This is a genomic window from Haloechinothrix alba (assembly GCF_900188115.1).
Taxonomy (GTDB): domain Bacteria; phylum Actinomycetota; class Actinomycetes; order Mycobacteriales; family Pseudonocardiaceae; genus Haloechinothrix; species Haloechinothrix alba.
This window is the reverse complement of record NZ_FZNW01000012.1, coordinates 129,310-152,358: the sequence shown is the minus strand read 5'-3', so window position 1 is coordinate 152,358 and position 23,049 is coordinate 129,310. Positions and strand designations below refer to the sequence as shown.

Here is a 23,049-nt window from a genome sequence, read left to right as displayed (position 1 = left end):
CCAGGGTAGCTGCTGGCGTTGCGTCCTGTCACACGAAAGAGTATCACTGATGATAGAGACAGGGAGAAGTGAGGATGCCTGGTAGTCGGGCTATATTTGATGATTTGTATTGTCTCGCATAGATTTGCATGTGATCGTTACCAAGAGTGAAGGGGGCTGCGTGGGAACCGCCGAAAAGGTATACAAGCTGATCAGTAGGCTGCCCGAAACGTCCGTGGCGGTCGACGACTACCGGACCGTCGGCGCGGTTACACGATTTGTCATCGACGACCGTCAGGAAGTGTTGATCGACCATGATGGAGAGGTCGTCGAAACGGGCCGAAGTGGCGATCCAGATATTACGGTTCGGCTCTCCAGTACGGATGTGATCGCGCTCGTTGCAGGCGATCTCTCACTTACAAGGATGGTGACTTCTGGACGCCTGGTGGCGGAAGGTCCGATTTTTCAGTCGATTGGTGTCGTCCGCGCTATCGGTCGGCTGAGCGACGAGGGGGAGTGATCTGATGAATCCGATCTGTCGACCTGATCTGAACGCCCTCGAAGGTCTTGATCCGGCGCACCATAGGGCCGTGATGGCGTTCGGTGAGTTCGCACGCGAGGAGGTGGCATCGACTGCGCGGCGACGGGACAGCGCACCGCTGGGCCAGGTTGATTGGGAGATGGTCCGCGAGGCGCAGCAGCTGGGTGGACTGCGGATGGGCATTCCGGAGGAGCTCGGGGGGCTCGGGCTTTCCAACCAGGCACTGGGTCACGTCATGGAGGAGTTCGCCGCCGCGGACCCGGGATTCGCCCTGATCCTCGGAGCGACAGGGCTCTTTCATATTCCGCTGCTGCTCAGCAACGACGACCGGCTGGTTGAGACCTATCTGATGCCATTCACCGGCGACGTACCCTTGATCGGCTGCAACGCCGTAGCCGAAGAGTGCAACGGTATGGACGTGGTGCGGCGTGAGCATGCGGAGTATGCGGTGAACATGACCACTGCCCGCGCGGACGGCGATGCCTTCATCGTCAGTGGCAAGAAGAAGTACATCACCAATGCTCCGGTGGCCCGCTTCGCTACGGTGATGGTCAACGTCGACGGTTACCCGGGTTCGACCGGTATGACATGCATGGTCGTCGACCTCGACTGGGACGGCGTCATCCGCGGGGAGACAGCTGACAAAGCTGGTTACCGCGCCGCCGCTGCCGGCGAGCTGATCTTCAACGACGTGCGCGTGCCCAAGAGCAATGTCATCGGCGATGTGCTCGGCGGTTGGGACTTGAACGTCACCCAAGGCAATCTTTGCCGTATCACCTGCGCGTCAATCGCGACCGGGATCGCCCGGCATGCCCTCGATCACGCCTTGGAATGGGCGACCGAGCGCCGGCAGACCGGCAAGTTGCTTGTGGAGCATCAGATGTCGGCTCGCAAGTTCGCCGATATGGCTGCGCGCGTGTCGTCTGCGCGCGCTGTGGATCGAAGCAGCGCGAAAAGCCGACCTCACGCTCCCGGTCCCGGAACTGGAACCGGCGGTGGCCAAGCTCGTCGCCGACGAGGCCGCCGTGCACAACGCCAATATGGCGATGTCGCTGCTGGGAGCGCAGGGGTTCCAGCGCACCGACGACATCGAGCGCATCGTGCGAGATTCCATGGGACCACGGATCTATGAGGGCTCGCCCGAGGCGTTGGCAATGTCGATCACCAAGGGGATGGCGGCAGGCCTGCGATGAATCAACACGTTCTTGAAGATGTCTCGTCCAGCGCCACAGCGTTCTCGTTCGCCTCGCTGGATGCGAGCCTGACCGCGCCGCCGACATTCATCTCGACAGGAATCGATCGCAGTCTCACCGTCACCGCGCGCGGCGACCACATTCCTGCTCGGTATCGGCGTGCGATGCACGCGTTCCGGTTCGTCCAGTACTGGCGACTCGGTTTCCTCGATCCGGGTCAGGTAGATCTAGACGTATACGCCGAGGAGCTCCGCGGACACATTCCGCACCGGGAGTACCATTCGCTCGTCCTGGATCGACGGACCGGCCGCGCAGTCGCCTACGTCTACCTGGTGCTTCCGGATGCCGCCGGGACCGGCGACTCGTTCACCCTGGAGCAGGAGTACGACGTCACAGTCGGCACGACGATCGGGTACGGGTTGCCGCGGTCCCATGTGTGGGAAGCCAAACGGCAAGTCCGGCGCGTGGGTATGCCGTGGTCGAACCTGGCACGCAACGCGCCCTGGTGGGCGATGTTGGGGCTGTCGCACGTCGCGACCGACCTGCACGAGCGGGGGGAGCTCGTGGGATTCGTCGCGGACGGCGATCCAGCGGGAAGCCCGAGCACGTTCGAGCTGCTCGGCTTCACCGTCACGCGCTCCGACGAGAAGCCGAAACCGGCCAATGTCGACGGTCGCTACGGGCCGATGTGGCTGCAGGAAACCACCCCGGTCCCCTATATCGCAACGGTGTCCCCCCATCAGGTAGGCCACCTGCGTAAGGTCGAGGAGTTCCTGCAACGGAATCGGGACGGCTCAGTGCGAAAGCAGCTGAGTCGATGGGGGTGGTCGTGATGGACGTGTCGACCGTCGACGAGGCGCGCGAGCTGGATGCTAGCGCGTATTATCGACACCTCGTCGATCGCAACAAGGGGCTCGTGCCCTCGGATGTGCAACGGCGCATTCACGACGCAAAGGTTCTGGTGGCCGGATGCGGATCCGTTGGCGGTGCGGCCGTTCAGCCGTTGACCCGGATCGGCTTCCGCGACTTCCGCCTGGCCGACTCGGGCTCCTACGAACTGAACAACCTCAACCGCCAGGCCGCATTCCTCGACGACTTGGGCAAGAACAAGGCCACGGCTGCTGCCGAGGCCGTCAGAGGCATCAATCCTTACGCCGACATCGCGGTGTTCGACACCGGAGTGACCCAGGGCAACGCAGACGCACTGGTCGACGGTGTCGACGTCATCGTCGACGGTGTCGACGTCACCACGAATGCCGGATTCGCGGCGAAGATCGCCCTGCACGAGGTGGCGCTGGCTCGGCGCAAGCCTCTCATCACCGGGTGGGATCTCGCTGGAGTGATGTGCGCTCAGTACTTCGACTACCGGCAGGTCCGCACGATCTTCGACGGAGCCATTGACCGCGCAGAACTGGACTCCTTGGCTATATGGGAAGCGGTGTTCCGTATCGCTCCAATGCGGCACATGCCGGGCTCGATGCTGTTCGAGCTGAGCAAGAACATATCCGATCCCGAATACAGCGTGCCGCAGCTCCCCGAGGCTGCGTGGCAGTTCGGGTCGCTCGCCTGTTACATGGCGCTCCGCGTGATCAGCGGCAAGAAGATCCCACGCAACGTGCCGGTGGATGTGCACTGGAAGGCCAGCACGCTCGAGGAACGAATGGAACATCTGGTCAAGAAGCCGCTGGGCCACGTCACATTGCTCCATGCCTTGGGCCTGAGCCGAAGCTTGATCTCGCTCACGCCCGCCCCTTCCTGGGTGGGAAGAATCATCCCGAGGAGAGAAACGTAGCGATGACCGATCACGCACACAGTGGACGCGACGGCATGAGGACCGTTCATTACGCGCCAATCGGTGACACCGTCCGATTGACGGTTCCCGAGTCGGAGACCATCCGGCAGCGGTGCCGATCGATTGTCACACGGATGGCAGGCACCGAGCTACATGACGACGAGCTGATGCACGCCGCGGAGAACCTCGCCGCATACCTCCCCGGCCGACTGCGCACCGGGATTCAGGCGTTGCGTGATCGCGGCAGCGTCGACGGAGTCCTGCTGATCGAGGGATTGCCGGTCGGCGAGGTCGGCGACACCCCGAGGAAGGTGGTCGAAGAACCACGCTGGTGGGACGTGTTCGTGGCATCGTTGGTGCAGCTGTCGGTCATGTCGCTACTCGGAGCGCCGATCAGCTATGCCGAGGAGAAGTCCGGACAGCTCATCCAGGACGTGTACCCGAAAGTCGGTGCCGAGGAACTGCAGGAGAACTCCGGTTCGGTGTTACTCGAACTGCATACGGAGGACGGGTTCTTGATGACCCCGCCCGACTACCTGTCGTTGTTGTGTCTGCGGCCGGACCATGATTTCCGTGCGGCCACGGTCGCTTGCGGTATCCGCCGGATACTCGCCGACATTCCAGAGGAGACGCAGGCGGTTCTCCGGCAGGCACGGTTCAAGATCGCGTTCAGCAGTTCGTTCGTCGCCGACGGGGAATCGCGCTGGACCCGGCCAGTGCCGGCGCTCACGGGTCCGTCTGACGACCCTGACGTGTGCGTGGACCTGCACGGGATGATCGGTCTGGACGACCGAGCCGAGTCAGCACTCGGCGTGCTGAAGGACCTGATGGAGAGCAACCTTGTCGGCGGGGTGCTCCGGCAAGGATCACTGCTGATCGTCGACAACAACAGCGCCGTGCACGGCCGCACCGGCTTCACGCCCCGATACGACGGATCGGACCGGTGGCTGCGACGCGCCTTCGTCACCAAGAACCTGCGCCGTGTCCGGGGCGACATCATTCAGGGGCGCATGTTGCGGAGCCGGGAACGTGTCGCAGTGCCTGGGTAACGCAACGGTAGGCCACCTACACAGCGGCGCTTGACCCCAGCGCCGGTCCGAGACCTCGGGCGCAAACGGTGCGGGGCTCCGACCACTACACCATCGCGGGCCACACCGAACCGGTCGCCTGATCCCGTCTGACCCTGTACCGCACCCTGCGACGACTCAGGAACGGCCACGTGACCGGCGCTTGCCATCTACCGTGCTGTCGGCACGTGCGGGTGGTCGGTCGTACTGAGGAGCGAGCACCCACCGGGGCAGCTGTTCGAGCTCGTCGTGTCCGGTGCTGTCATGATGCACAGGTGCCTAGTGGCAGCGTCGGGCCCTGTGTGACGTGCCAGAGGTTACGAAATCGTCCTCAGGTACGTTGTGGGAGGGCTGGAACCCGTTGCTGCTCGCGACGCCGCCCCGCGTAGAGGTCGGCGCAGAGGGGCGATGACCAGTTACGGGTACGCGCACACAGTCGGGTGGGAAGGCGTGTAGAAGACGATGTCGAATGTGGCCAAGGAACCGCGCGGTGGCGGGCTCTCCCTCAACGTCGTGCTGACCGCCGCCGTCGTGGTGGTCGCGGTGCTGGTGATCGGTGGTGTGCTGCTGTTCGGCGGCGGGTCGGACGACGAGGTGGTGCCGGCGGAGGTGCTGCACCCAGAGGGCAGCCACACCCTGACCGAGGCCGAGGACGGCGAGGTCACCGTGGTGGAGTTCCTGGACTTCCAGTGTGGTGCCTGCGCGGGCTTCTACCAGAACATCACCCGGGATCTCGAGCGTGACTACGAAGGCGAGATCACGTTCGTGGTACGCAACCTCCCGCTCGACATGCACCCACTCGCGGAGCCCGCGGCGTATGCCGCTGAGGCGGCGGCGCTGCAGGACTCGTATTCCCAGATGTACCACGCGCTGTTCGACAACTACACGGAATGGGCGCGCGACGACAGCGGCCAGCGGCCCAGCGACGACGCGGAGCGCGCCCGCGAGCTGTTCGCGGGCTACGCCGAGGACATCGGCCTCGACGTCGAGCGCTTCCGGGAGGACATGGACTCGCGTGTAGTGCGCGAGCGGGTCGACAGGGACCGCGCCGACGCCGAGGATGCCGGCGCGAGCGGTACGCCGACGTTCTTCGTCAACGGCGTGAAGTTCGAGCCGGAGGGTAGTGGCTTCCAGGCGATCGACACGGAGCTGCGCGAGACGATCGACGAGGAGCTGGGCCGGTGACCGTCCCGGCGATCACGAGCAGTGCGCGTGAGCGGGGCGGCCCCGGGATCCACGCGCTCGGCTGGCTCTACCTCGTGGCGGGCGCCGCCGGGTTCGTGGCCTCGGCCACGCTCATGATCGAGCGGGTGGCGTCGCTGCGCGCCCCCGAATACGTCGTCAGTTGCAGCATCAACCCGGTGGTTGCCTGCGGGTCGGTCATGGACAGCCCGCAGGCAGAGGCATTCGGCTTCCCCAACCCGCTGCTGGGGATCGCGGGGTTCGCGGTGGTCGTCACGTCCGGTGTGGGGTTGCTGGCGGCGTTCCGACCGCCCCGGTGGTACTGGCTGGGGATGCTGGCAGGCTCGATGTTCGGCTTGCTGTTCGTGCACTGGCTGATCTACCACAGCCTGTACACGATCGAGGCCCTCTGCCCGTACTGCATGGTCGTGTGGGCGGTGACCGTGCCGATCTTCTGGTACACGCTGCTGCGAGTGCTGCGCAACGAGCTCTGGCTGCCTGCTCCCGTCGCGTGGCTGGTCGACCGCGTGGCGCGGCTGCACACGTTCGTGCTCACCTTGTGGTTCCTCGGTATCGCTGCCCTGATCGTGTGGGTGTTCTGGGACTACTGGTCCACCCTGCTGTAGGCGGTCCCCACGAGGTCAGCGACCGCCAAGTCCGCCCGCCCTCCGCATATCGCCGTCCCGTCGGCGTGTAGAGGGGAGCCCAATGTGACCCTCGGCTCCTTCTACGGAACCGAGGTCACCTTCGGCTCCCTCGTCGCGCGCCGGATCGCGTCCTCCGTTCGAGGAGCCCCTTTCCCGCGCCGGCAATATTGGTTAGGCTAACCTTATTAACCCAGAGGGAGGAGGCACGCCGTGACTCGACGCCCGCCGACCCCGGAACCGGCGGAACGGGCCAAGTCCATCGTGGTCCGCCGTGGGCCGGTGACGCTCGTCGCGCAGTCAGCAGGCGGCCCCGACCCGGCACCGGTGGCCGCTGAACTGCATCACCTGCACCCGGACGGCACGCTCAGCCTGGTGTTCGGCAGTGACAAGGCCGATCAGGTGGCCACGGAGGACGGTAGCCGGCGTGGTACGAGCGTGGTCGAGCTCGTCGACGTCGCACCGGTGGGGCTGCGTGAACCGGCAAGGGGGCTGCTGTGGATCACAGGGGACGTGCATCGGCTCGATGCCACCGAGGCACACAACCGGGCGCTCCGCATCGCCGAGCGCACCCCGCATCCGAGCTTGCTGGATGTCGGGCACGGCGCGGCCGTGCTCTGCGTGCGCCCGGTCTCGGTCGTGCTGTCCGACGGCGAGGGAACCGAATCGGTTCGCCTCCAGGAGTTCGGCGCGGCACTGCCGGACCCGTTCAGCCGCTGGGAGTCCCGGTGGCTGGCGCACCTGGAGTCCGGCCATCCGGAGGTGCTGTGCGAGCTGACGCGGCACGTTCCTCCGTGCGTGCCCGCGGGGCCGCTCCGCCCGCTCGGGCTCGACCGCTTCGGACTGCGCCTGCGAGTGGAGTCCCCGGCAGGCGACCACGACATCCGCATGGCCTTCTCGCGGCCCGCCCGGAACCTGCGTGACGTGGAGCGCGAGGTACGCAGGCTCGTCGGCTGTCCGTGCACCTCCCCGCGCGCGGCGACGTCAGGTTGGCCGGTGAGCGGTTGAGCGGGCCTCAGGCCAGCCCGACAGCACGCATCGCGAAGTGCACCTCGATGGCGACCTGGCTCAGCGTCTCGGCGACCACGAGCGAGCCGTGCCCTGCGTCGTACCGGTAGAACTCGTACGGCGCGCCCCGCTCGGCCAGGCGGTCGAGGTAGTTCTCGATCTGTCTGATCGGGCAGCGTGGATCGTTGTCCCCGGCGACCACCAGTACCGGGGCGCGAACGGCATCCACGTACGTGATCGGCGAGCAGTCCGTGTAGACCTGCGGCACCTCCTCGGGGGAACCGCCGAAGAGCGCATTGTCGAACGAGCGCAGCTGCTCCATCTCGTCGGCGTAGGCCGCCACGTAGTCCGCGACCGGCACGCCGGCCACGCCGGCAGCCCACCGCTGCGGCTGGGTGCCGAGCGCGAGCAGGGTCAGGTACCCGCCCCAGGACGCCCCTGCCACCACGCACCGGTCGGGATCGGCCAGCCCGCTGCCCACGGCCCAGTCGTGTACCGAGGCGACGTCCTCCAGCTCGGTGAGCCCTGGCCGCCCCTCGATGGCGTCCCGCCAGGCCGACCCGTAGCCCGTCGACCCCCTGTAGTTGACCTCCACTACCGCGAAACCCGCGTCCAGCCAGGTAGCCCGGTAGGCGGAGAATCGGTCCTCGTCGGCGGCGTGCGGGCCGCCGTGCAGCACGAACGCCGTGGGGAGCCGCGCATCCGGAGCCGCACCGGACGGCCGGGACACCAGCGCGTGCACCTGACCGGCGGGGCCGGGCACGAACGCGTCGGTGACCGGCTCGGACTCCGGCGCGCGTTCCCCCGGTGGGTTCAGCAGCACCCCGTCCGTGCCGTCCGGGGCCTGAGCCCGGATCACCGGAGGGGTGTGCGCGGCCGACCAGGAGTACTCCACCGTGCCGTCCGGCCGTACCCCTGCCCCGCCGATCCGTCCGGCGGGAGTGCCCAGGTCGGTCAGCGCTCCCGTGGTGACGTCGTAGCGGTGCAGCGAGCTCCGGCCGGACCGGAAATGCAGCACGAGCAGCGCCGAGGCGTCCGGGTACCAGGTCGCCAGGACGTCCCCCGGCAGGTCGAGCGCGATCTCGGTCTCCCGGCCGGTCTCGGGATCCCAGATCAGCAGCTCGTCCTTGCCCCTGCGCTCGTGCGAGACGAGCAGCCGCGAGTCGCCCGACACCGGGGAGAACTCCAGGGCGCCCAAACCCTTACCCGCACCGTCCCACTTGTCGGCAACGGTGCCGAACCCGTCGGTGTGCACGACCCGCAGCGCGGGGTGACGGGAGTCTCCGTGCTCGGAGTGCGCGATCGCCAGCAGCCGCTCGTCGCGGGACAGCGCGGACACCCCCGCGTCGTCGTCGCTGCGGTAGAACTCCGTCGTGCCATCACCGGTGTGGGCGTACAGGGTGCTTCCGGCGTCGGTGGACACCCCGACCGCCGTGAGGCCGCGACCGATCTCCAGCCCGGCCGGGTAACCATCGGGAACGTCCGGCAGCGCGCGCTCGGCCGTGCTGCCCGAGGAGTGGAACGGCTCGCGCACCCATGAGCCGAACTCGTCGCCGTCGGTGTCGTCGAACCACCAGATCGACTTACCGTCCGGTGTGAGGGTGGCTATGACCGTGCCGTTCGGCCGGTCGGTGACCTTGCGGTGCTCGTCTGTGGTGCGGTCCCAGGCGTAGACCTCCCACACCCCGCTGGCGTTGGAGACGTAGATGTTGGCTTCCGGCGCGTCCAAGGCCCAGTCGGGGGTGGATATGCGCGCCGCGGTGAACCGGGCGCGCCAGCGAGCGTCGGCCTCGGCGTCACCGATGAGTCGATCGGGCACACGGGGAGCGGGATGGCTGCGAGTCACCCCACGATCGTGCCAAAAGAAAAGCCGAAGGCGGTGACCGGTACCGTCCTGGCACCGCAAGTCCGCCTTCGGCTTTCCTTGCCGTCGGGGTGGCGGGATTTGAACCCACGACCTCCTCGACCCGAACGAGGCGCGCTCCCAAGCTGCGCTACACCCCGGTATGGCTGAACGGGCCGCGGGTAAGTCTAGCCGACGTCGCTGCCGGCGTTGCAGCGGGATCGGTTGTGATGGCCTGCCGCTGGTCGCGGGACCAACGTGAGCAGGCTGGCCTCCGGCCGGCAGGCGAACCGCACCGGCGCGAACGGCGAGGTGCCGAGCCCCGCGGAGACGTGCAGCCACATGTGAGCTCCCCACCGGGACGCGCCGCGCGCCCGGGAGCGGTCGAGCGCGCAGTTGGTGACCAGCGCGCCGACACCGGGGACGCGCAGCTGACCGCCGTGCGTGTGCCCGGCCAGTACCAGGTCGTAGCCGTCGTCGGCGAACCGGTCCAGCACCCGGGGTTCCGGGGAGTGGGTCAGACCGAGCCGCAGCGTCGCCGCGCTGTCCGGCTTGCCTGCGATGGCGCTGTAGCGGTCGTAACCGAGGTGCGGGTCGTCCACCCCCGCGGCGTGCACGGTCCGGCCGCCTACTCGCACCCGGTTCGTGGTGTGCGTCAAGTCGTGCCAGCCACGTTCCAGGAACACCGCACGGAGGTCCTCCCACGGCAGTTCCGGGCCGTGAATGCGCTTCTTGCGACCTTCCGGCATGAGGTAGCGGGCGGGGTTCTTCGGTTTGGGCGCGTAGTAGTCGTTGCTACCGAAGACGAACATGCCCGGCAGCTCGAGGAGCGGGTCGAGGGCGCGGAGCACGGCAGGAACAGCCTGGCGGTGTGACAGGTTGTCCCCGGTGTTGACGACCAGGTCGGGCTCCAGCGCGCGTAGCGCGGCGACCCAGCGCTGCTTGGACCGTTGACCGGGAAGCATGTGCAGGTCCGACACGTGCAGGATGCGTAGCGGACGCGCGGACTCCGCGAGGACGGGGAGCTCGGCCGTGCGCAGCGTCCAGAGCCTGCGCTCGATCACGGAGGCGTAGGTCAGGCCCACCGCGCCCGCGGCGGCCGTCGCCGCCGCCGCGCGCAGTGTCGAACCGTGCGGGCTTTCCGGAGCTGGGGTGGTCACGGTCCGAGCATACGTCCCTGGTGGGCTCACTCGTCCTTGACATTCCGGTACGCGTCCGGTGCCTCGGGGATCGGCTCCTCGTCCTCGCCGTCGAGGATCTCGCTCATCGCGCCGAACCAGGTCTGGGCCGGGGTGCGCCCACCGAACATCGTGCCGTCGTCGGCATCGCAGGCGTGCACGTTGCCCGGCCCGTTGTAGCACAACCCACCGTTGGGACGGTCCGGCCGGAACACCATCGCGCCGCCGGACAGCTGCGGGGTGGCACCGAGGAACGCACCCGAGCTGTTGTTCTGCGTCGTGCCGGTCTTGCCGATCATGGGACGCTCGCCCCAGTCGACCTCGGAAGCGGCCCGGTGCGCCGTACCGCCCGGCAGGTGGTCCTTGCTGAGCCCGTCGGCGAGGGCGTCCGCGACATCCTCGTCAACCGCCTGCTCGCACTCCTGTTCCTCGATGTCCACGGTGTCGCCGTTCCGGTCGACGACCTCGCGGATCGGGGTCGGCGGGCACCACACCCCGTCGCTGAGGATCGTGGCGCCGACGTTGGCGAGCTCGAGCCCGCTCAGCGCGGCGGGACCCAGCGTGAAGGAACCGAGGCCGGGGGAGTTGCCGGACGGGCCGTAGAGCTCCTTCTGGCTCAGCGCCACGGCTTGGTTGTCCGACTCCGGGTCGGGCTCCGAGCCCGTGCCGTTCTTGGCCATGGATCGGCGCATGCCGAGCTTGCTTGCCAGCTCCACGATGTTGTCCATACCCGCCTGCTCGGCGAGGATCACGAAGGCGGTGTTCGGTGACTGGGCGAGCGCGTCCTGCAGCGACAGCTTCGACGGGAAGTCGGCGCCCTCCGCGTTGGTCACGCAGTACTTCTTGTCGCCGTACTGGTTCAGCGGCGGGCATTGGGACTGCTGGCTGACGAACACCTCGGAGACGTGCCGGTCCGGGACGTCGATCTCATCGTAGACCCCGGTGATGCGCTCACGGAGAGCGGCGGCCGCGGTGAAGATCTTGTATGCGGATCCGGCCCCGGTGACGTTGGTGACCGCCGATGGCAGCGCCCAGCTGGTTTGCCCCTTCTCGGGGTCGGTGCCGTAGTCCTTGTTGGCAGCGAGCGCGACGACCTCCCGCCGCTCCGTGCCGGGACGTACCAGCGAGAGCGTGTTCGCCACGTTGTCCTCGGTCTTGTCGACCTGCTCCTCGGCGGATTCCTTGGCACGCCGGTTGACGTCTCGTTCGAGGGTGGTCTTGATCGTGTAGCCGCCCTGGTAGAGGTCCTCCCTGTCGATGCCGGACTCGATCAGGTAGTCCTCCACGTATTGGCAGAAGAAGCCGTGCTCGGGTCCGGCGCCGGTACAGTTGGCAGGCGGCCTGTTCGGCCCGTCCGCGACGACCCCGAGCGACTCGTCCTTGGCCTCCTCGGCGTCTTCCTCGGACAGCTTGCGGTTCCGCACCATCAGGTCGATCACCAGGTCGCGCCGTTCCTTGGCACGTTCCGGGTACTTCCAGGGGTCGAGCATCGCCGGGTTGATCACCATGGCGGCCAGTAGCGCCGACTCCGGGACCGTGAGGTCCTCGGCTTCGGTGTCGAAGTACGAGCGCGCGGCAGCGCCGACGCCGTAGATCTCGTGGGTGAACTCGACGACGTTCAGGTAGCCGGTGAGGATCTGCTCCTTGCTCATCCGGTTCTCGAGCTGGATGGCGATCCGGGCTTCCTGCAGCTTGCGCGCGATGGTCTGTTCCTGGGCACGTTGCTGCCCGACCCGGTCCTCCGGGTCGTCCCCGCCGTGCACGACGTTGATCAGGTAGTTCTTCACGTACTGCTGGGTCAGGGTCGACGCACCCTGCGTGTCGCCGCCCGTCTGGTTGGTGATGGCGGCGCGCATGGTGGCCTTCCAGTCCACGCCGTGGTGCTCGTAGAAGCGGCGGTCCTCCACCGAGATCAGCGCCCACTTCATCGCGTCGGAGATCTGGTCGTTCGCCTTCGGGATGCGGTACTGGTCGTACAGCGTCGCGATGGGTTCGTCGTCCGCGTCGGTGATGGTGGTGACCAGCGGCGGCGGATCGTTCGCCAGCTCGGCGGACATGTCGTCCACAGTGGCGCTGGCTTCGTTGGACATCACCCCCAGGCCACCGACGACCGGGAAGAGCAGGCCCGCGACAAGGCCGCCGGCGAGCAGGCACAACCCGATGAGTTTCAGCAATCCGTCCGTCTTCCGCACACCATGAGGGTACTCAATGCGACGGTCGATCGTTGGCAGTCAGGATCTGCTCCAACCGGGTGAGACGGATCGGCCACGGCCGCGGCGCGGCGGGACGATACCGCTGCCGCCGTGCGGACCGAGGAACGGTCCGAGGTGTGTACGACCCGTGGGAACCGGGTACCGGCGGAACCGATCGGCGCTGCCGCGCGTCAACCATTGCGGAGGGCTCGGCAACCGGACGACAGACGCTCTCCGCCACCGGGCGGGCCACCCGACCGTCAGGTAGGCCAGGGGTCGTCCGATAGGGTAAGGCGCAAGGAGACCAGAGCATGACTGTGGGGTATGTCTCCTGGAGTGATGCGCTGGTCGCGGAGACCAGTTGAGGGAGCTGGGGGCATGAACGACGCGAGTACTGAGGGATATCTTCGGTCCGATTGGCGTACCTGGGCCTCGTGCAGGGACAGCGACCCCGATGGGCTCTTTGTGCAAGGCGCTGAGCAGCACCGCGCCAAGACGGTCTGCATGGGCTGCCCGGTGCGTGCCGAGTGCCTCGCCGAGGCGCTGGACAACAGGATCAGCTTCGGTGTCTGGGGTGGCATGACCGAACGGGAGCGCCGCGCGCTGCTGCGCCGCCGTCCGGATGTGGTCTCCTGGCACGAGCTGCTCGATCAGGCCAAACGGCACCACGTGGCCTCGTGAGCAAGGCCACGTGGTGCCGCGCGCGGTTCACGCGCGGTCGCGTGCGGTCGCAGCCGAGGCCAGCCGGTCGCCGATCGCGCGGAGACCGTCGATGTCGTGCACGTCGGTCGGCAGCGCGGGGACGCCTGCGACCTCGACAGACGGGTGCGCTTTCGTGAACCGGGCGAGCAGGCGCTGCTCCCGCTCGGCGAGTGCGACCCGGTCGGCGTGCAGGCGCAGCACGGCCTCGGTGACCGAGCCGCCCTCCCCGTTGCCCGCGAGCGCGTCGGCGGCGGCCAGGGCCTTGTTCGCGGACACATCGGCCAGTACCGGGTGGGTACGGTTCGCGATCAGCCCGGTCAGCGGCATGGACTCCTCGGAAAGCCGCTCCACGAAGTAGCTTGCCTCCCGCAGCGCGTCCGGCTCGGGCGCGGCGACCACCAGGAACGCGGTGTCCGCGGAGCGCAGCAGCTCCGCGGTTTTCGTCGCCCGTTCCCGGAACCCCCCGAACATCGTGTCGAAGGCCTGCATGAACGCGGAGGCGTCGGCGAGGAACTGGCCACCGACCACCGTCGAGACCGCCTTGGAGAACATGGAGAATCCCGCGGAGACGACCTTGCGGATCCCCCAGCCGCCCGCGCGAGCGGGACCGGCGAGCATCTTGATCATGCGGCCGTCCAACGCGGTGGACAGCCTGCCCGGCGCGTCGAGAAAGTCCAGTGCGGAGCGGCTCGGTGGTGTGTCGACGATGATCAGGTCCCACTCGTCCGAGGCGACCAGCTGCCCCAGCTTCTCCATCGCCATGTACTCCTGCGTTCCGGAGAACGACGACGAGATGGTCTGGTAGAAGGGGTTCGCCAGCAGCTGCTCGGCCCGCTCCGGCCCGGCGTGCGTGAGCACCATGTCGTCGAAGGTGCGGCGCATGTCGAGCATCATCGCCCACAGCTCACCCTTCGGGTCGAAACCCTCCACCGTGATCTTCTTCGGGTGGTTGCCGAGCTCGCGAAGGCCGAGCGACTGCGCGAGCCTGCGCGCCGGGTCGATGGTCAGCACGACCGTCTGCCTGCCACGTTCGGCGGCGCGCAGCGCGAGCGCCGCGGCTGTGGTCGTCTTGCCGACGCCGCCGGAACCACAGCAGACCACCACCTTGGTTTCCGGGTCGTCGATCAGACCGTCGACGTCGATGCCGGTGTACTCCGCTGCCGCGCCCGTCATGGTCACCGCACCCCCTGTTCGACGAGTAGATCGGCGAACTCGTACAGCGCCGCCACGTCGACTCCCGAGGTCAGCTCCGGCAGCTCGAGCGCAGGCAGGTCGCCTTCGGCGAGCTGGTTCAGCGCCGACTGCTCGGCGGTGACCCGGATCGCGTGCTCGGTCGCCTCGTCGATCAGCCCTTTGAGAGCATCCTGGCCGAAGGAGTAGCCGACGGTGTCCAGATCGTCGCGGAGCCGCTCGACGTCGATACGGCCCTCGGTCGCGTCGGCCAACGTGTCCTTCGGCAGCCGCACGGGACGCATCCGGTTGATCAGAACGGCGCCGGGCCGCAGGTCCGCCTCATCGAGTTCGTTCACGGCCTCGAGGGTCTCGCGGACCGGCATCTCCTCGAGCAGCGTCGTGATGTGCACGACCGTGTTGTCCGAGTGGACCAGCTTGACGACGGCCTCCGCCTGCCCACGGATCGGTCCGGTCTTGGCGATGTCGGTCAGTGCCCTTGTCACATCGAGGAACTTCACCACTCGCCCGGTCGGCGGCGCGTCGACGATGACGTAGTCGTAGGTGTACCTGCCGTCCGAGTCGGTGCGCGTGACGCACTCCTTGATCTTTCCGGTGAGCAGGACGTCGCGGAGCCCGGGCGCGAGTGTGGTCGCGAACTCGACGGCACCCATCCTGCGCAGCGTGCGGCCTGCGAACCCGAGGTTGTAGAACATCTCGAAGTACTCCAGCAACGCCGCTTCCGCGTCGATGTGTAGCGCCCGCAGGTCACCGCCACCCCGTGCGGAGGCGATATGCCGTTCCCCGTACGGCAGCGGCTCGCTCTCGGTCACCTGCGCGATGCCCTGGCGTCCCTCCACCTCGACAAGGAGCACCCGGCGACCGCCGCTGGCCAGCGCCAGGCCGAGCGAGGTGGCCAGGGTGGTCTTGCCGGTTCCGCCCTTGCCGGTGACGAAATGCAGGCGTGCTCGGGTGAGCTCCTCGGTCCAGCCGATGCCCGCCGTCGCCGGGCCACTGAAGGAAGTCATCACGGGCAAGCCTAAGGGGTCCGGTGGATCGGGCGAAGCAGGCTTCGTGCCGCCGGGCGGTTACGGCGCCCCGATGGGGCTGACGAACCGGCACGGGACCGGTTCGGCGTGCTCCGGGTCCAGCGCGTTCAACACGTGGTCGAGCGCGTTGGGGTTGAACGCGACTCCGGCGTGCCCGCTGAGGTCGCGTGCGCACTCGTCCTGCAACACGATGTTGGTGATGTTCTCGCCGTGCGCGATGCCGCTGGTGTACGGCACGACCAGCTCGTCGTAGCGGGTGACGATGTTGGTGTAGCGGACGTCCGGGTCGAAGGTGCCCTTCGCGTGCAGCCGCTTGAGGAAGTCCGAGCCGCGCAGGAACTGCGAGCAGGACTCGCAGACCTGGTCGAGCGCGAGGTCGACGACGGGATGCAGGCCGAGCACCTCCGCGTAGGCGTAGAGCGAGTCCAGTCCGAGCAGCGCGGTGCCCTCCCACAGCGGTGTGAGGCTGATGTAGCTGTCGACATGGTCGGCCCCGTCGAGGAAGTGAACGTAGTAGCTGGGCATGAGGGTGCCTTGGGAATGCCCCACCAGGTCCACCTGTTCCGCCCCGGTCTCGGCGCGCACCTCGTCCACGAACGCGGCCAGTTCCTCGGCACTGGCCTCCATCGTCGTCATCCCGCCCGGTGTGTAGAGCGGCGTGCTCACCCCGTCCTTCACCCCGTATGTGAGGGAGAACACACAGTAGCCCTCCTCGGCCAGCCGGGGTGCGAACATCTGCCAGTTCGCCGCCTGTGTGGCAGCGAGGCCGTGGACCAGCACGACCGGGTCGGGGTGCTCCTCGTCCGGTGTGCAGGACCAGTCGTTCGAGCCGGGCGGGGAGGTGTCCGGGTCGCCGATGTCGAGCACGTCCGACCGGGTCTGGCGCTCCCCCGCGGCCGTTACCGGAGCCTGCGCCTGGGCCCCTCCGGCAGGCCCCGCCGTGGGGTGGGCGACGGCTGGGGCCGCGAGGCCGAGCAGCATGACGAGCAACCCGGTGAGCACCGTTCGGAACGCGCGCATGGTCCACCTTTCGCCGCGGGAGGGACCGGCCGATCAGCACCCCAGCGAGGCGAGCCGCCCCGTGAGAATGCGCACGAGGCTATCCGTGCGGGGCGGGCGTCACAAGTCGTCAGGGGCGGATGGACGGTGGCCGCATCGGCCGGGCCCTGTGATGCTGGTGCGGGGATGTCGGAGACGCGTAGTAGGAGTGGAACCGCGAGGCACTAGGCTCCCGGGAGATAGCTACGGGAGCTAGCGATCGTGGGATAACCACGGTGAGACAGGCACAGTAGGACCAGCACCGATTTGCGAGATGAGGATGTTGCCGTGAGCGCGACCCAGTGGGAGTACGCCACCGTTCCGTTGTTGATCCACGCGACCAAGCAGATCCTGGACCAGTGGGGGCAGGACGGTTGGGAGCTGGTCACCGTGCTGCCGAACCCGACCGGTGAGCAGCACGTCGCCTACCTCAAGCGGCCACTGGAAAGCTGACCGGCACGGTTGGTTACGTGGCCGGAGTGCTTCACCCGGGCCACCGGTAAGGCCCGCCAGGAGTGGCACGGAGAAAGGGGTAAGGGATGAGCTGGAGTGCGCGACTGGCCGAGCTCGATATCTCGCTTCCACCGGTTGTCGCCCCGGTCGCCGCGTACGCGCCCGCGGTGCGCACCGGGTCGCATGTCTACACCGCGGGTCAGGTGCCGATGGTGGCGGGCTCGCTACCGGCCACCGGCAAGGTCGGTGCCGAGGTCACCGCGGAGCAGGCACAGGACCTCGCACGTACCTGTGCGCTCAACGCGCTCGCGGCGGTGCACGACCTGGTCGGCATCGACGCGGTCGTGCGTGTCGTGAAGGTGGTGGGGTTCGTGGCCTCCGCCGAAGGTTTCACCGGTCAGCCAGGTGTACTCAACGGTGCCTCCGAGCTGCTCGGCGAGGTGTTCGCCGAGGCGGGGGTGCACGCCCGCTCAGCGGTCGGGGTTGCCGAGCTACCGATGGGCGCGCCCGTGGAGGTCGAGATGATCGTCGAGGTCGCATGACCGGTGAGCGCGGGCGGGACCACGGTGGCGGCGTGCCGATCAGGCCTGCCGCGACCGTCATCCTGCTGCGCGACGGCGACTCGGGCGTCGAGGTCTTCCTCCAGCATCGGGTGGCGAGTATGGACTTCGCAGGCGGGATGACCGTTTTCCCTGGCGGCGGCGTCGATCAGCGTGACTCCGAGTCGTCTGTCGCCTGGCAGGGGCCGGAACCGGTGGAGTGGGGCGCCGAGCTCGACTGTGACGCCTCGCTGGCCAGGGCGCTGGTCTGCGCGGCGGTGCGGGAGACCTTCGAGGAGTCCGGGGTGTTGCTTGCCGGCCACGCGGACGGGACGGTGGTCACCGACACCGGCCCGTACGCGGCAGCGCGTCAGGCACTGGTCACCCGGGAGCTGTCGCTGGCGGCCTTCCTCGCCGAGACGGGGCTTGTGCTGCGTGCCGACCTGTTGCGCCCCTGGTCGCACTGGCTGACCCCGGAGGGTGAGTCGAGGCGTTACGACACCCGATTCTTCCTCGCCGCGCTACCGGAGGGGCAGCTGGCCGACGGTGCGACGTCGGAAGCAGCGGGTTCGGGGTGGCAGCGCCCCGCCGACGCCTTGGACGATGCACGGGACGGGCGCACCATGATGTTGCCGCCGACGTGGTCGAACCTGGCCGATCTTGTCGATGTGCCGTCTGTGGCCGACGCGCTGGCCGCGCGGCGCAGGGTCGAACGGGTCACGCCCCGGCTGGTGCGCGACGACGAGGGAATACGGCTCGTAATCGACGGACAGGAGTGGTCGTGAGGGGCGAGCTCGAACATCCGGCCTACGGCCGGTTGCGTGCGGTCAGCCCGGTGGCCGCGGTGCTGCTTGAGAACAACCCGTCCTCGATGACCTTGGAGGGGACCAACAGCTGGCTGTTGCGTGCGGCCCCGGAGGAGCCGTGCGTGGTTGTCGACCCTGGGCACCACGACACCGAGCATCTGGAGGCGATCGGTGAAGCGGCCGGAAGGGTGGCCGCCATTCTGGTCACCCACCACCACCCCGATCACGTCGAGGGTGCCGGCTGGCTTGCCGAGCGGGTGGGGGCGCCGGTTCGGGCTTTCGATCCCCAGCTGTGCCGTTCCGCTCCCGCGCTGTCCGACGGGGAGTCGTTCCACCTCGCCGGGTTGGATATCGCTGTGCTGCACACCCCGGGGCACACGGCTGACTCGGTGACGTTCGTGGTGGAGCACCCGCAACGCGCACACGTGCTCACCGGCGACACCATTCTGGGCCACGGCACGACCGTGCTGTCGGATCTCGGCGACTACCTGGACTCGTTGCGCAAGCTCGCCGAGCTACCGGACGGCGCGCTGGGCCTGCCTGGACACGGTGCGGAGCTCGCCGACCTGCGCGCGACGGTTCGCGAGTACCTCGCTCATCGTGAGCAGCGCCTCGACCAGGTGCGCGGCGCGCTGCGCGAGCTGGGACGGGATGCCGACGCCCGGCGAGTGGTCGAGTTCGTCTACGCGGATGTCGATCCGGCGTTGTGGGGAGCCGCTGAGATGAGCGTGCGGGCGCAGCTCGACTACCTCCGGCAGCGGGGCGAGTGACCGGCTCCAGTATCACGTCTCGGTAACGACTTCACCCAGCAGGGTCGCTGTTTGGCAACGAATCGCCCCGGCTATACGTCCTACAGGGTGAATCGGCTTGAGACGAGCCGTAGGCATCGTGGACCGTAGTAAGTCGCAGCACTTCGCAGATGAGTACGAGACGGCGTACAGGGTGCTGAGCAGTACAACCGAAAGTGGATGATCTCCCTCCGGTATCGGGTCGGGGCCTTCGACCGGAGGGCGGGGAGACGCGGTACGTCGGGGGATGGACCGCGCGCAACAGGGGCCGGTGCGCCACGTCGGGGGTGGCGCCCGGCCCTTGTTGATGTGTCTGGACTCGTTGTTGCGGTTGCCGACGCGGATCGTGTGCCGACGTCGGCGCGGGGAGCTGCGGTCGCCTCGGTCACCGTGCCCTGCGGGCGAGCCGTTCGGGGTCGAGGATGAGCACGCTCTTGCCCTCCAGGCGCAGCCAGCCACGGTGCGCGAAGTCCGCGAGGGCCTTGTTGACGGTCTCGCGCGACGCTCCCACGTACTGGGCGATCTCCTCCTGCGTGAGGTCGTGGGTGACCCGCAGCAGCCCGGCTTCCTGGCTGCCGAAGCGTTGCGCCAGCTGCAGCAGTGCCTTGGCGACACGGCCGGGAACATCGGTGAAGATGAGCTCCGCGACCATGTTGTTCGTACGGCGCAGCCTGCGGGCGACGACACGCAGCAGCTGCTCGGAGATCTCCGGGCGCGTCGAGATCCACTGCCGCAGTGCGGCCCGGTCCATCACCACCGCGCGGACCTCGGTCACGGTCGTCGCGGTTGACGTCCGCGGGCCGGGATCGAAGATCGACAGCTCACCGAACATATCGGAGGGCCCGAAGATGCCCAGGAGGTTCTCCCGGCCGTCGGCCGACTTGCGCCCGATCTTCACCTTGCCCGACTGGATGATGTACAGCTTGTCGCCCGGTTCACCCTCGTTGAAGATGACGTGGCCGCGCGGGAAGTCCACGCTCTCCAGGGTCTGTACGAGCGCCTCAGCCGCTGCTGGCTCCACGCCCTGGAAAATGCCCGCGCGGGCGAGGGTCTCATCCACCTCAGTGCCTCCTGTTGACACGCGACCGCCGTCCTCGGCGTGAGGATGCGTGCCGCCGAATCACTGTGCCCAATCTAACGTTCCCGGCCATCTGCGGCCGGTAGGTTCGGCACAGTATGTTGTGCTCGGTGTAGTCGCCTTTCGAACCATCCTCGACAAGCCGAAAGACGTCCTCATTACGTTGTGAAGTGTAAGCCGTACCGCATACTGGCAAAGCAGACCCGCCGTTCTCGGGCGAGTCCGACCCGGTTGGGTGAGTACAGGATGCGGTCAGTCTCACGCCGGCGGGGAAGTCTACTCCTGTGCCTGGCGGGGGTGTGACTTGGCTCCCGCACGGCCCACCCTGCGGAGCCGGAACAGCTCGAGAGCGCGTCCGATCCCGTACCCGTACAGCGCGCGCACCTCGTTGGGGCGGGCCTGCTCGAGGAACTCCTCGACCTCCTCACCGCGCACCGAGACATGGCGAAGACGATCCTCCACGCGTTCCATGAACAGCGCGAAGCCCATGACGATCAGCGGGACTGCGACTACGAACCACACCGTCATGCCCCCATCCTCGCCCATCCGTGGCTTCGGCGGTGACCGGGGTAGCACAATCGGTCGACAGCGCCCGCCCGTACTCTGGATACGTGCCATCCTCCATCGATCCGGATACCGGGACGGGTAGCCGAACCGCCGGGCGGGCGAACGCGGTCGCGCGCAGGCGGCAGGCGGGGGAGGAGAGCAGGCTCGCCCTGGTCCGGCGGGCTCGCCGGATCCTGCGCCGGCTGCAGCGCGCCTACCCCGATGCCGAGTGCGAGCTCGACTTCTCCAACCCGCTCGAGCTGTTGGTCGCGGTCATCCTCTCCGCCCAGTGCACGGACAAGCGGGTCAACGAGGTGACACCCGCACTGTTCGACCGCTACCGCACCGCGGCCGACTATGCCGGGGCCGACCGCAGCGAGCTCGAGGAGTGCATCAGGTCCACCGGCTTCTACCGGAACAAGGCGAGCTCGCTGATGGGGCTGGGGGCTGCCCTGGTGGAGCGGTTCGACGGCGAGGTTCCGGACACGCTGGACGAGCTGGTCAGCCTGCCCGGTGTGGGGCGCAAGACGGCCAACGTGGTGCTGGGCAACGCGTTCGGCATACCGGGCATCACGGTGGACACGCACTTCGGCAGGCTGGTGCGCAGATGGGGCTGGACCGACCTGGAGGACCCCACCAAGGTCGAGCACGCCGTCGGGGAGCTCATCCCGCGCCGTGACTGGACCCAGCTGTCCCACTACGTGATCTTCCACGGGCGCCGGGTGTGCCACGCCCGCAAGCCTGCCTGCGGGGCGTGCCTGCTCGCCGACCAATGCCCGTCGTTCGGTGCCGGCCCGACCGACTTCGCGGAGGCGGCCGAGCTGGTGCGCGGTCCGGAACGGGAACGGCTGCTCGAGCTGGCTTGCGAACCGGCCGGGGGCGCGCGGTGAGTACCGCTGCCCGGTGGGCATTGGCGTGCGGGGCTCTCGTGCTGGCAGCCGTGGTCGCGTTGCTGCCGCTGGTCGGAGAGGACTCCGGTGCCGGCGACGACACGCGGCCCGATCCGCCCGATGAGTCCGGGCTCGAGCGGGCGCGGCAGGACGCCGACCTGCGGCCGTGCCCCACCGGGGGGCGCGCCACTGCCGAGGTCGACGATCTCGCGGGAGTGCGCGCCACGTGTCTCGGCGACGGTGAGCGGGTGGCGCTCGGCGCCGCCTTGGCGGGTGAGGCGACCCTGATCAACGTATGGGCCACCTGGTGTGGCCCGTGCCGGGAAGAGCTTCCGGTCCTGCAGGAGTACGCGCGGTCGCAGGACCGGGTGAACGTGCTCGGAGTGCAGGTGGAAAGCGACCCCGTCGACGGCCTCGAGATGCTCACCGAGCTCGGTGTCCGGTTCCCTTCGGTGCACGACGGTACGGGCTCGACAGGGGCGGTGCGTGACGCTCTCGGCGTGCCACGTGCCCTGCCCGCGTCCTACTTCGTCTCCCCGGGCGGGGACGTGACCTTCATCACGGACCCGCGGGTGTTCTACAGCGTCGATGATGTGCGGGAGGGCGTAGAAGCGCACGGAGGTGGCACGTGACGGAAGCAAGCCGAACGAACAGCGCGGGCGGGCAACACGGGTCGCTCGTCGACCCGCGTGAGGTTCCCTCCTGGCTACGGGGCCTGGTCGAGATCGCCGGTGACCTCGATGCCGGGCTGTTCACCCGGTTCACGCCCCCGCGGGATTCCTCGACCCGGTCGGCTGCGGTGCTGATGCTGCTCGGTGACGCGGGGGACGGCGTCACGCCGGACCCGGACGTGCTGCTGCTGCGCCGTGCCGAGGATATGGGCGCGCACGCCGGCCAGGTGGCCTTTCCCGGCGGTGCCGCCGAGATGACCGACAGCGGGCCGGTCGGCACGGCCCTGCGGGAGGCGCGCGAGGAGACCGGTCTCGACCCGTTGGGTGTGCGACCGGTGGCGCTGCTTCCCGAGCTGTACGTACCGGTGTCCGCGTTCGCTGTCACGCCGGTCCTCGCGCACTGGCATCGCCCGACGCCCGTACATGCCGCCGATCCCCGGGAGACGGCAGCCGTGGCGCGGGTGCGGCTGTCCAGGCTGGCCGAGCCTGCCAACCGGTTCCAGGTGCGCCGGGAGGACGCGGGATGGCAGGGACCGGCCTTCGCCGTCGACGGCCTCTTCGTGTGGGGTTTCACCGCAGGGTTGCTCAGCGTGCTGCTCTGGCTCGGTGGTTGGGAGCGGGAGTGGGACACGTCGGACGTCCGCCCGCTTGACGTAGCGTTACGGGAATACGGTCAGCACATCCGTTAGGCGAGCGCCGT

The 23,049-nt window shown here is 68.1% G+C and carries 23 protein-coding genes, 1 tRNA gene and 1 pseudogene; 16 read left to right on the top strand and 9 right to left on the bottom strand.

What is annotated here, in order from left to right:
* Positions 1-160: 160 nt before the first annotated feature.
* The 8 genes and pseudogenes from CHB84_RS13435 to CHB84_RS13400 all read left to right on the top strand — a co-directional run bounded on the left by CHB84_RS13435 (position 161) and on the right by CHB84_RS13400 (position 7,406).
* Positions 161-499: an SCP2 sterol-binding domain-containing protein gene (locus CHB84_RS13435; protein WP_176439942.1), complete on the top strand. Its 339-nt coding sequence runs from the start codon at positions 161-163 to the stop codon at positions 497-499.
* Between the two features lie 4 nt (positions 500-503).
* A pseudogene (locus CHB84_RS13430) lies at positions 504-1,713 on the top strand (acyl-CoA dehydrogenase family protein).
* A complete protein-coding gene (locus CHB84_RS13425) occupies positions 1,710-2,546 on the top strand; it encodes a hypothetical protein (protein WP_089301932.1) in 837 nt (278 codons plus the stop codon). The pseudogene CHB84_RS13430 and the gene CHB84_RS13425 overlap by 4 nt, the downstream one beginning before the upstream one ends.
* Entirely contained in the window at positions 2,531-3,505 is a 975-nt protein-coding gene (locus tag CHB84_RS13420; RefSeq protein ID WP_089301931.1) for a ThiF family adenylyltransferase, read from the top strand. Before CHB84_RS13425 ends, CHB84_RS13420 begins: the two co-directional genes overlap by 16 nt.
* 134 nt (positions 3,506-3,639) lie before the next feature.
* On the top strand, positions 3,640-4,554 hold the full coding sequence (locus CHB84_RS22915) for a TauD/TfdA family dioxygenase (RefSeq protein ID WP_176439941.1): 915 nt from the start codon (positions 3,640-3,642) through the stop codon (positions 4,552-4,554).
* 489 nt (positions 4,555-5,043) lie between these two features.
* Entirely contained in the window at positions 5,044-5,757 is a 714-nt protein-coding gene (locus CHB84_RS13410; RefSeq protein WP_245818722.1) for a DsbA family protein, read from the top strand.
* Positions 5,754-6,380, top strand: coding sequence for a vitamin K epoxide reductase family protein (locus tag CHB84_RS13405; RefSeq protein ID WP_089301928.1), 627 nt, complete (start codon positions 5,754-5,756; stop codon positions 6,378-6,380). The genes CHB84_RS13410 and CHB84_RS13405 overlap by 4 nt, the downstream gene beginning before the upstream one ends.
* A 231-nt stretch (positions 6,381-6,611) precedes the next feature.
* Positions 6,612-7,406, top strand: coding sequence for a DUF2470 domain-containing protein (locus CHB84_RS13400; RefSeq protein WP_089301927.1), 795 nt, complete (start codon positions 6,612-6,614; stop codon positions 7,404-7,406).
* 7 nt (positions 7,407-7,413) lie between these two features.
* Here the strand turns inward: CHB84_RS13400 and CHB84_RS13395 are convergent, their stop codons facing one another.
* The 4 genes from CHB84_RS13395 to CHB84_RS13380 all read right to left on the bottom strand — a co-directional run bounded on the left by CHB84_RS13395 (position 7,414) and on the right by CHB84_RS13380 (position 12,619).
* Positions 7,414-9,252 (bottom strand): S9 family peptidase, encoded by a 1,839-nt coding sequence (locus CHB84_RS13395; RefSeq protein ID WP_089301926.1) that lies wholly within the window; start codon positions 9,250-9,252, stop codon positions 7,414-7,416.
* A gap of 84 nt (positions 9,253-9,336) precedes the next feature.
* Positions 9,337-9,410, bottom strand: a tRNA-Pro gene (locus tag CHB84_RS13390).
* A gap of 27 nt (positions 9,411-9,437) precedes the next feature.
* Positions 9,438-10,409 (bottom strand): metallophosphoesterase, encoded by a 972-nt coding sequence (locus CHB84_RS13385; RefSeq protein ID WP_176439940.1) that lies wholly within the window; start codon positions 10,407-10,409, stop codon positions 9,438-9,440.
* Between the two features lie 26 nt (positions 10,410-10,435).
* A complete protein-coding gene (locus CHB84_RS13380; RefSeq protein WP_089301925.1) occupies positions 10,436-12,619 on the bottom strand; it encodes a transglycosylase domain-containing protein in 2,184 nt (727 codons plus the stop codon).
* Between the two features lie 378 nt (positions 12,620-12,997).
* Here CHB84_RS13380 and CHB84_RS13375 point away from each other — a divergent pair, with 378 nt between their 5' ends.
* Positions 12,998-13,300: a WhiB family transcriptional regulator gene (locus tag CHB84_RS13375; protein WP_089301924.1), complete on the top strand. Its 303-nt coding sequence runs from the start codon at positions 12,998-13,000 to the stop codon at positions 13,298-13,300.
* Positions 13,301-13,327: 27 nt separating this feature from the next.
* Here the strand turns inward: CHB84_RS13375 and bagB are convergent, their stop codons facing one another.
* Genes bagB through CHB84_RS13360 form a run of 3 tightly spaced genes read right to left on the bottom strand, consistent with a single transcriptional unit; the run spans position 13,328 to position 16,560 of the window.
* A complete protein-coding gene (bagB, locus tag CHB84_RS13370) occupies positions 13,328-14,494 on the bottom strand; it encodes an ATPase BagB (protein WP_089301923.1) in 1,167 nt (388 codons plus the stop codon).
* 2 nt (positions 14,495-14,496) lie between these two features.
* Positions 14,497-15,519, bottom strand: a complete 1,023-nt coding sequence (bagA, locus tag CHB84_RS13365; protein ID WP_089301922.1) for an ATPase BagA — start codon at positions 15,517-15,519, stop codon at positions 14,497-14,499.
* 60 nt (positions 15,520-15,579) lie between these two features.
* On the bottom strand, positions 15,580-16,560 hold the full coding sequence (locus tag CHB84_RS13360) for an esterase/lipase family protein (protein WP_089301921.1): 981 nt from the start codon (positions 16,558-16,560) through the stop codon (positions 15,580-15,582).
* A gap of 306 nt (positions 16,561-16,866) precedes the next feature.
* Here CHB84_RS13360 and sp36 point away from each other — a divergent pair, with 306 nt between their 5' ends.
* The 4 genes from sp36 to CHB84_RS13340 all read left to right on the top strand — a co-directional run bounded on the left by sp36 (position 16,867) and on the right by CHB84_RS13340 (position 19,146).
* Complete coding sequence (gene sp36 / locus CHB84_RS13355) at positions 16,867-17,031, top strand: Sp36 family protein (RefSeq protein ID WP_089301920.1); 165 nt, start codon at positions 16,867-16,869, stop codon at positions 17,029-17,031.
* A gap of 86 nt (positions 17,032-17,117) precedes the next feature.
* The gene (locus CHB84_RS13350) at positions 17,118-17,573 is read left to right on the top strand and encodes a RidA family protein (protein ID WP_089301919.1); all 456 of its coding nucleotides are present in this window, start codon (positions 17,118-17,120) and stop codon (positions 17,571-17,573) included.
* Positions 17,570-18,355, top strand: coding sequence for an NUDIX hydrolase (locus tag CHB84_RS13345; protein ID WP_089301918.1), 786 nt, complete (start codon positions 17,570-17,572; stop codon positions 18,353-18,355). Before CHB84_RS13350 ends, CHB84_RS13345 begins: the two co-directional genes overlap by 4 nt.
* Positions 18,352-19,146 (top strand): MBL fold metallo-hydrolase, encoded by a 795-nt coding sequence (locus CHB84_RS13340; RefSeq protein WP_245818721.1) that lies wholly within the window; start codon positions 18,352-18,354, stop codon positions 19,144-19,146. The genes CHB84_RS13345 and CHB84_RS13340 overlap by 4 nt, the downstream gene beginning before the upstream one ends.
* A 403-nt stretch (positions 19,147-19,549) precedes the next feature.
* Here the strand turns inward: CHB84_RS13340 and CHB84_RS13335 are convergent, their stop codons facing one another.
* Together CHB84_RS13335 and CHB84_RS13330 are read right to left on the bottom strand one after the other, a co-directional pair.
* Positions 19,550-20,224: a Crp/Fnr family transcriptional regulator gene (locus CHB84_RS13335; RefSeq protein WP_089301917.1), complete on the bottom strand. Its 675-nt coding sequence runs from the start codon at positions 20,222-20,224 to the stop codon at positions 19,550-19,552.
* A gap of 294 nt (positions 20,225-20,518) precedes the next feature.
* A complete protein-coding gene (locus CHB84_RS13330; RefSeq protein ID WP_089301916.1) occupies positions 20,519-20,770 on the bottom strand; it encodes a hypothetical protein in 252 nt (83 codons plus the stop codon).
* 188 nt (positions 20,771-20,958) lie between these two features.
* Here CHB84_RS13330 and nth point away from each other — a divergent pair, with 188 nt between their 5' ends.
* Genes nth through CHB84_RS13315 form a run of 3 tightly spaced genes read left to right on the top strand, consistent with a single transcriptional unit; the run spans position 20,959 to position 23,038 of the window.
* Positions 20,959-21,678 carry an endonuclease III gene (gene nth, locus CHB84_RS13325; RefSeq protein WP_245818727.1) on the top strand — a complete coding sequence of 240 codons (720 nt, stop codon included), beginning with the start codon at positions 20,959-20,961 and terminating at the stop codon, positions 21,676-21,678.
* Positions 21,675-22,310 (top strand): TlpA family protein disulfide reductase, encoded by a 636-nt coding sequence (locus CHB84_RS13320; protein ID WP_176439938.1) that lies wholly within the window; start codon positions 21,675-21,677, stop codon positions 22,308-22,310. The genes nth and CHB84_RS13320 overlap by 4 nt, the downstream gene beginning before the upstream one ends.
* Complete coding sequence (locus CHB84_RS13315) at positions 22,307-23,038, top strand: NUDIX hydrolase (protein ID WP_089301914.1); 732 nt, start codon at positions 22,307-22,309, stop codon at positions 23,036-23,038. The genes CHB84_RS13320 and CHB84_RS13315 overlap by 4 nt, the downstream gene beginning before the upstream one ends.
* Positions 23,039-23,049: the final 11 nt, after the last annotated feature.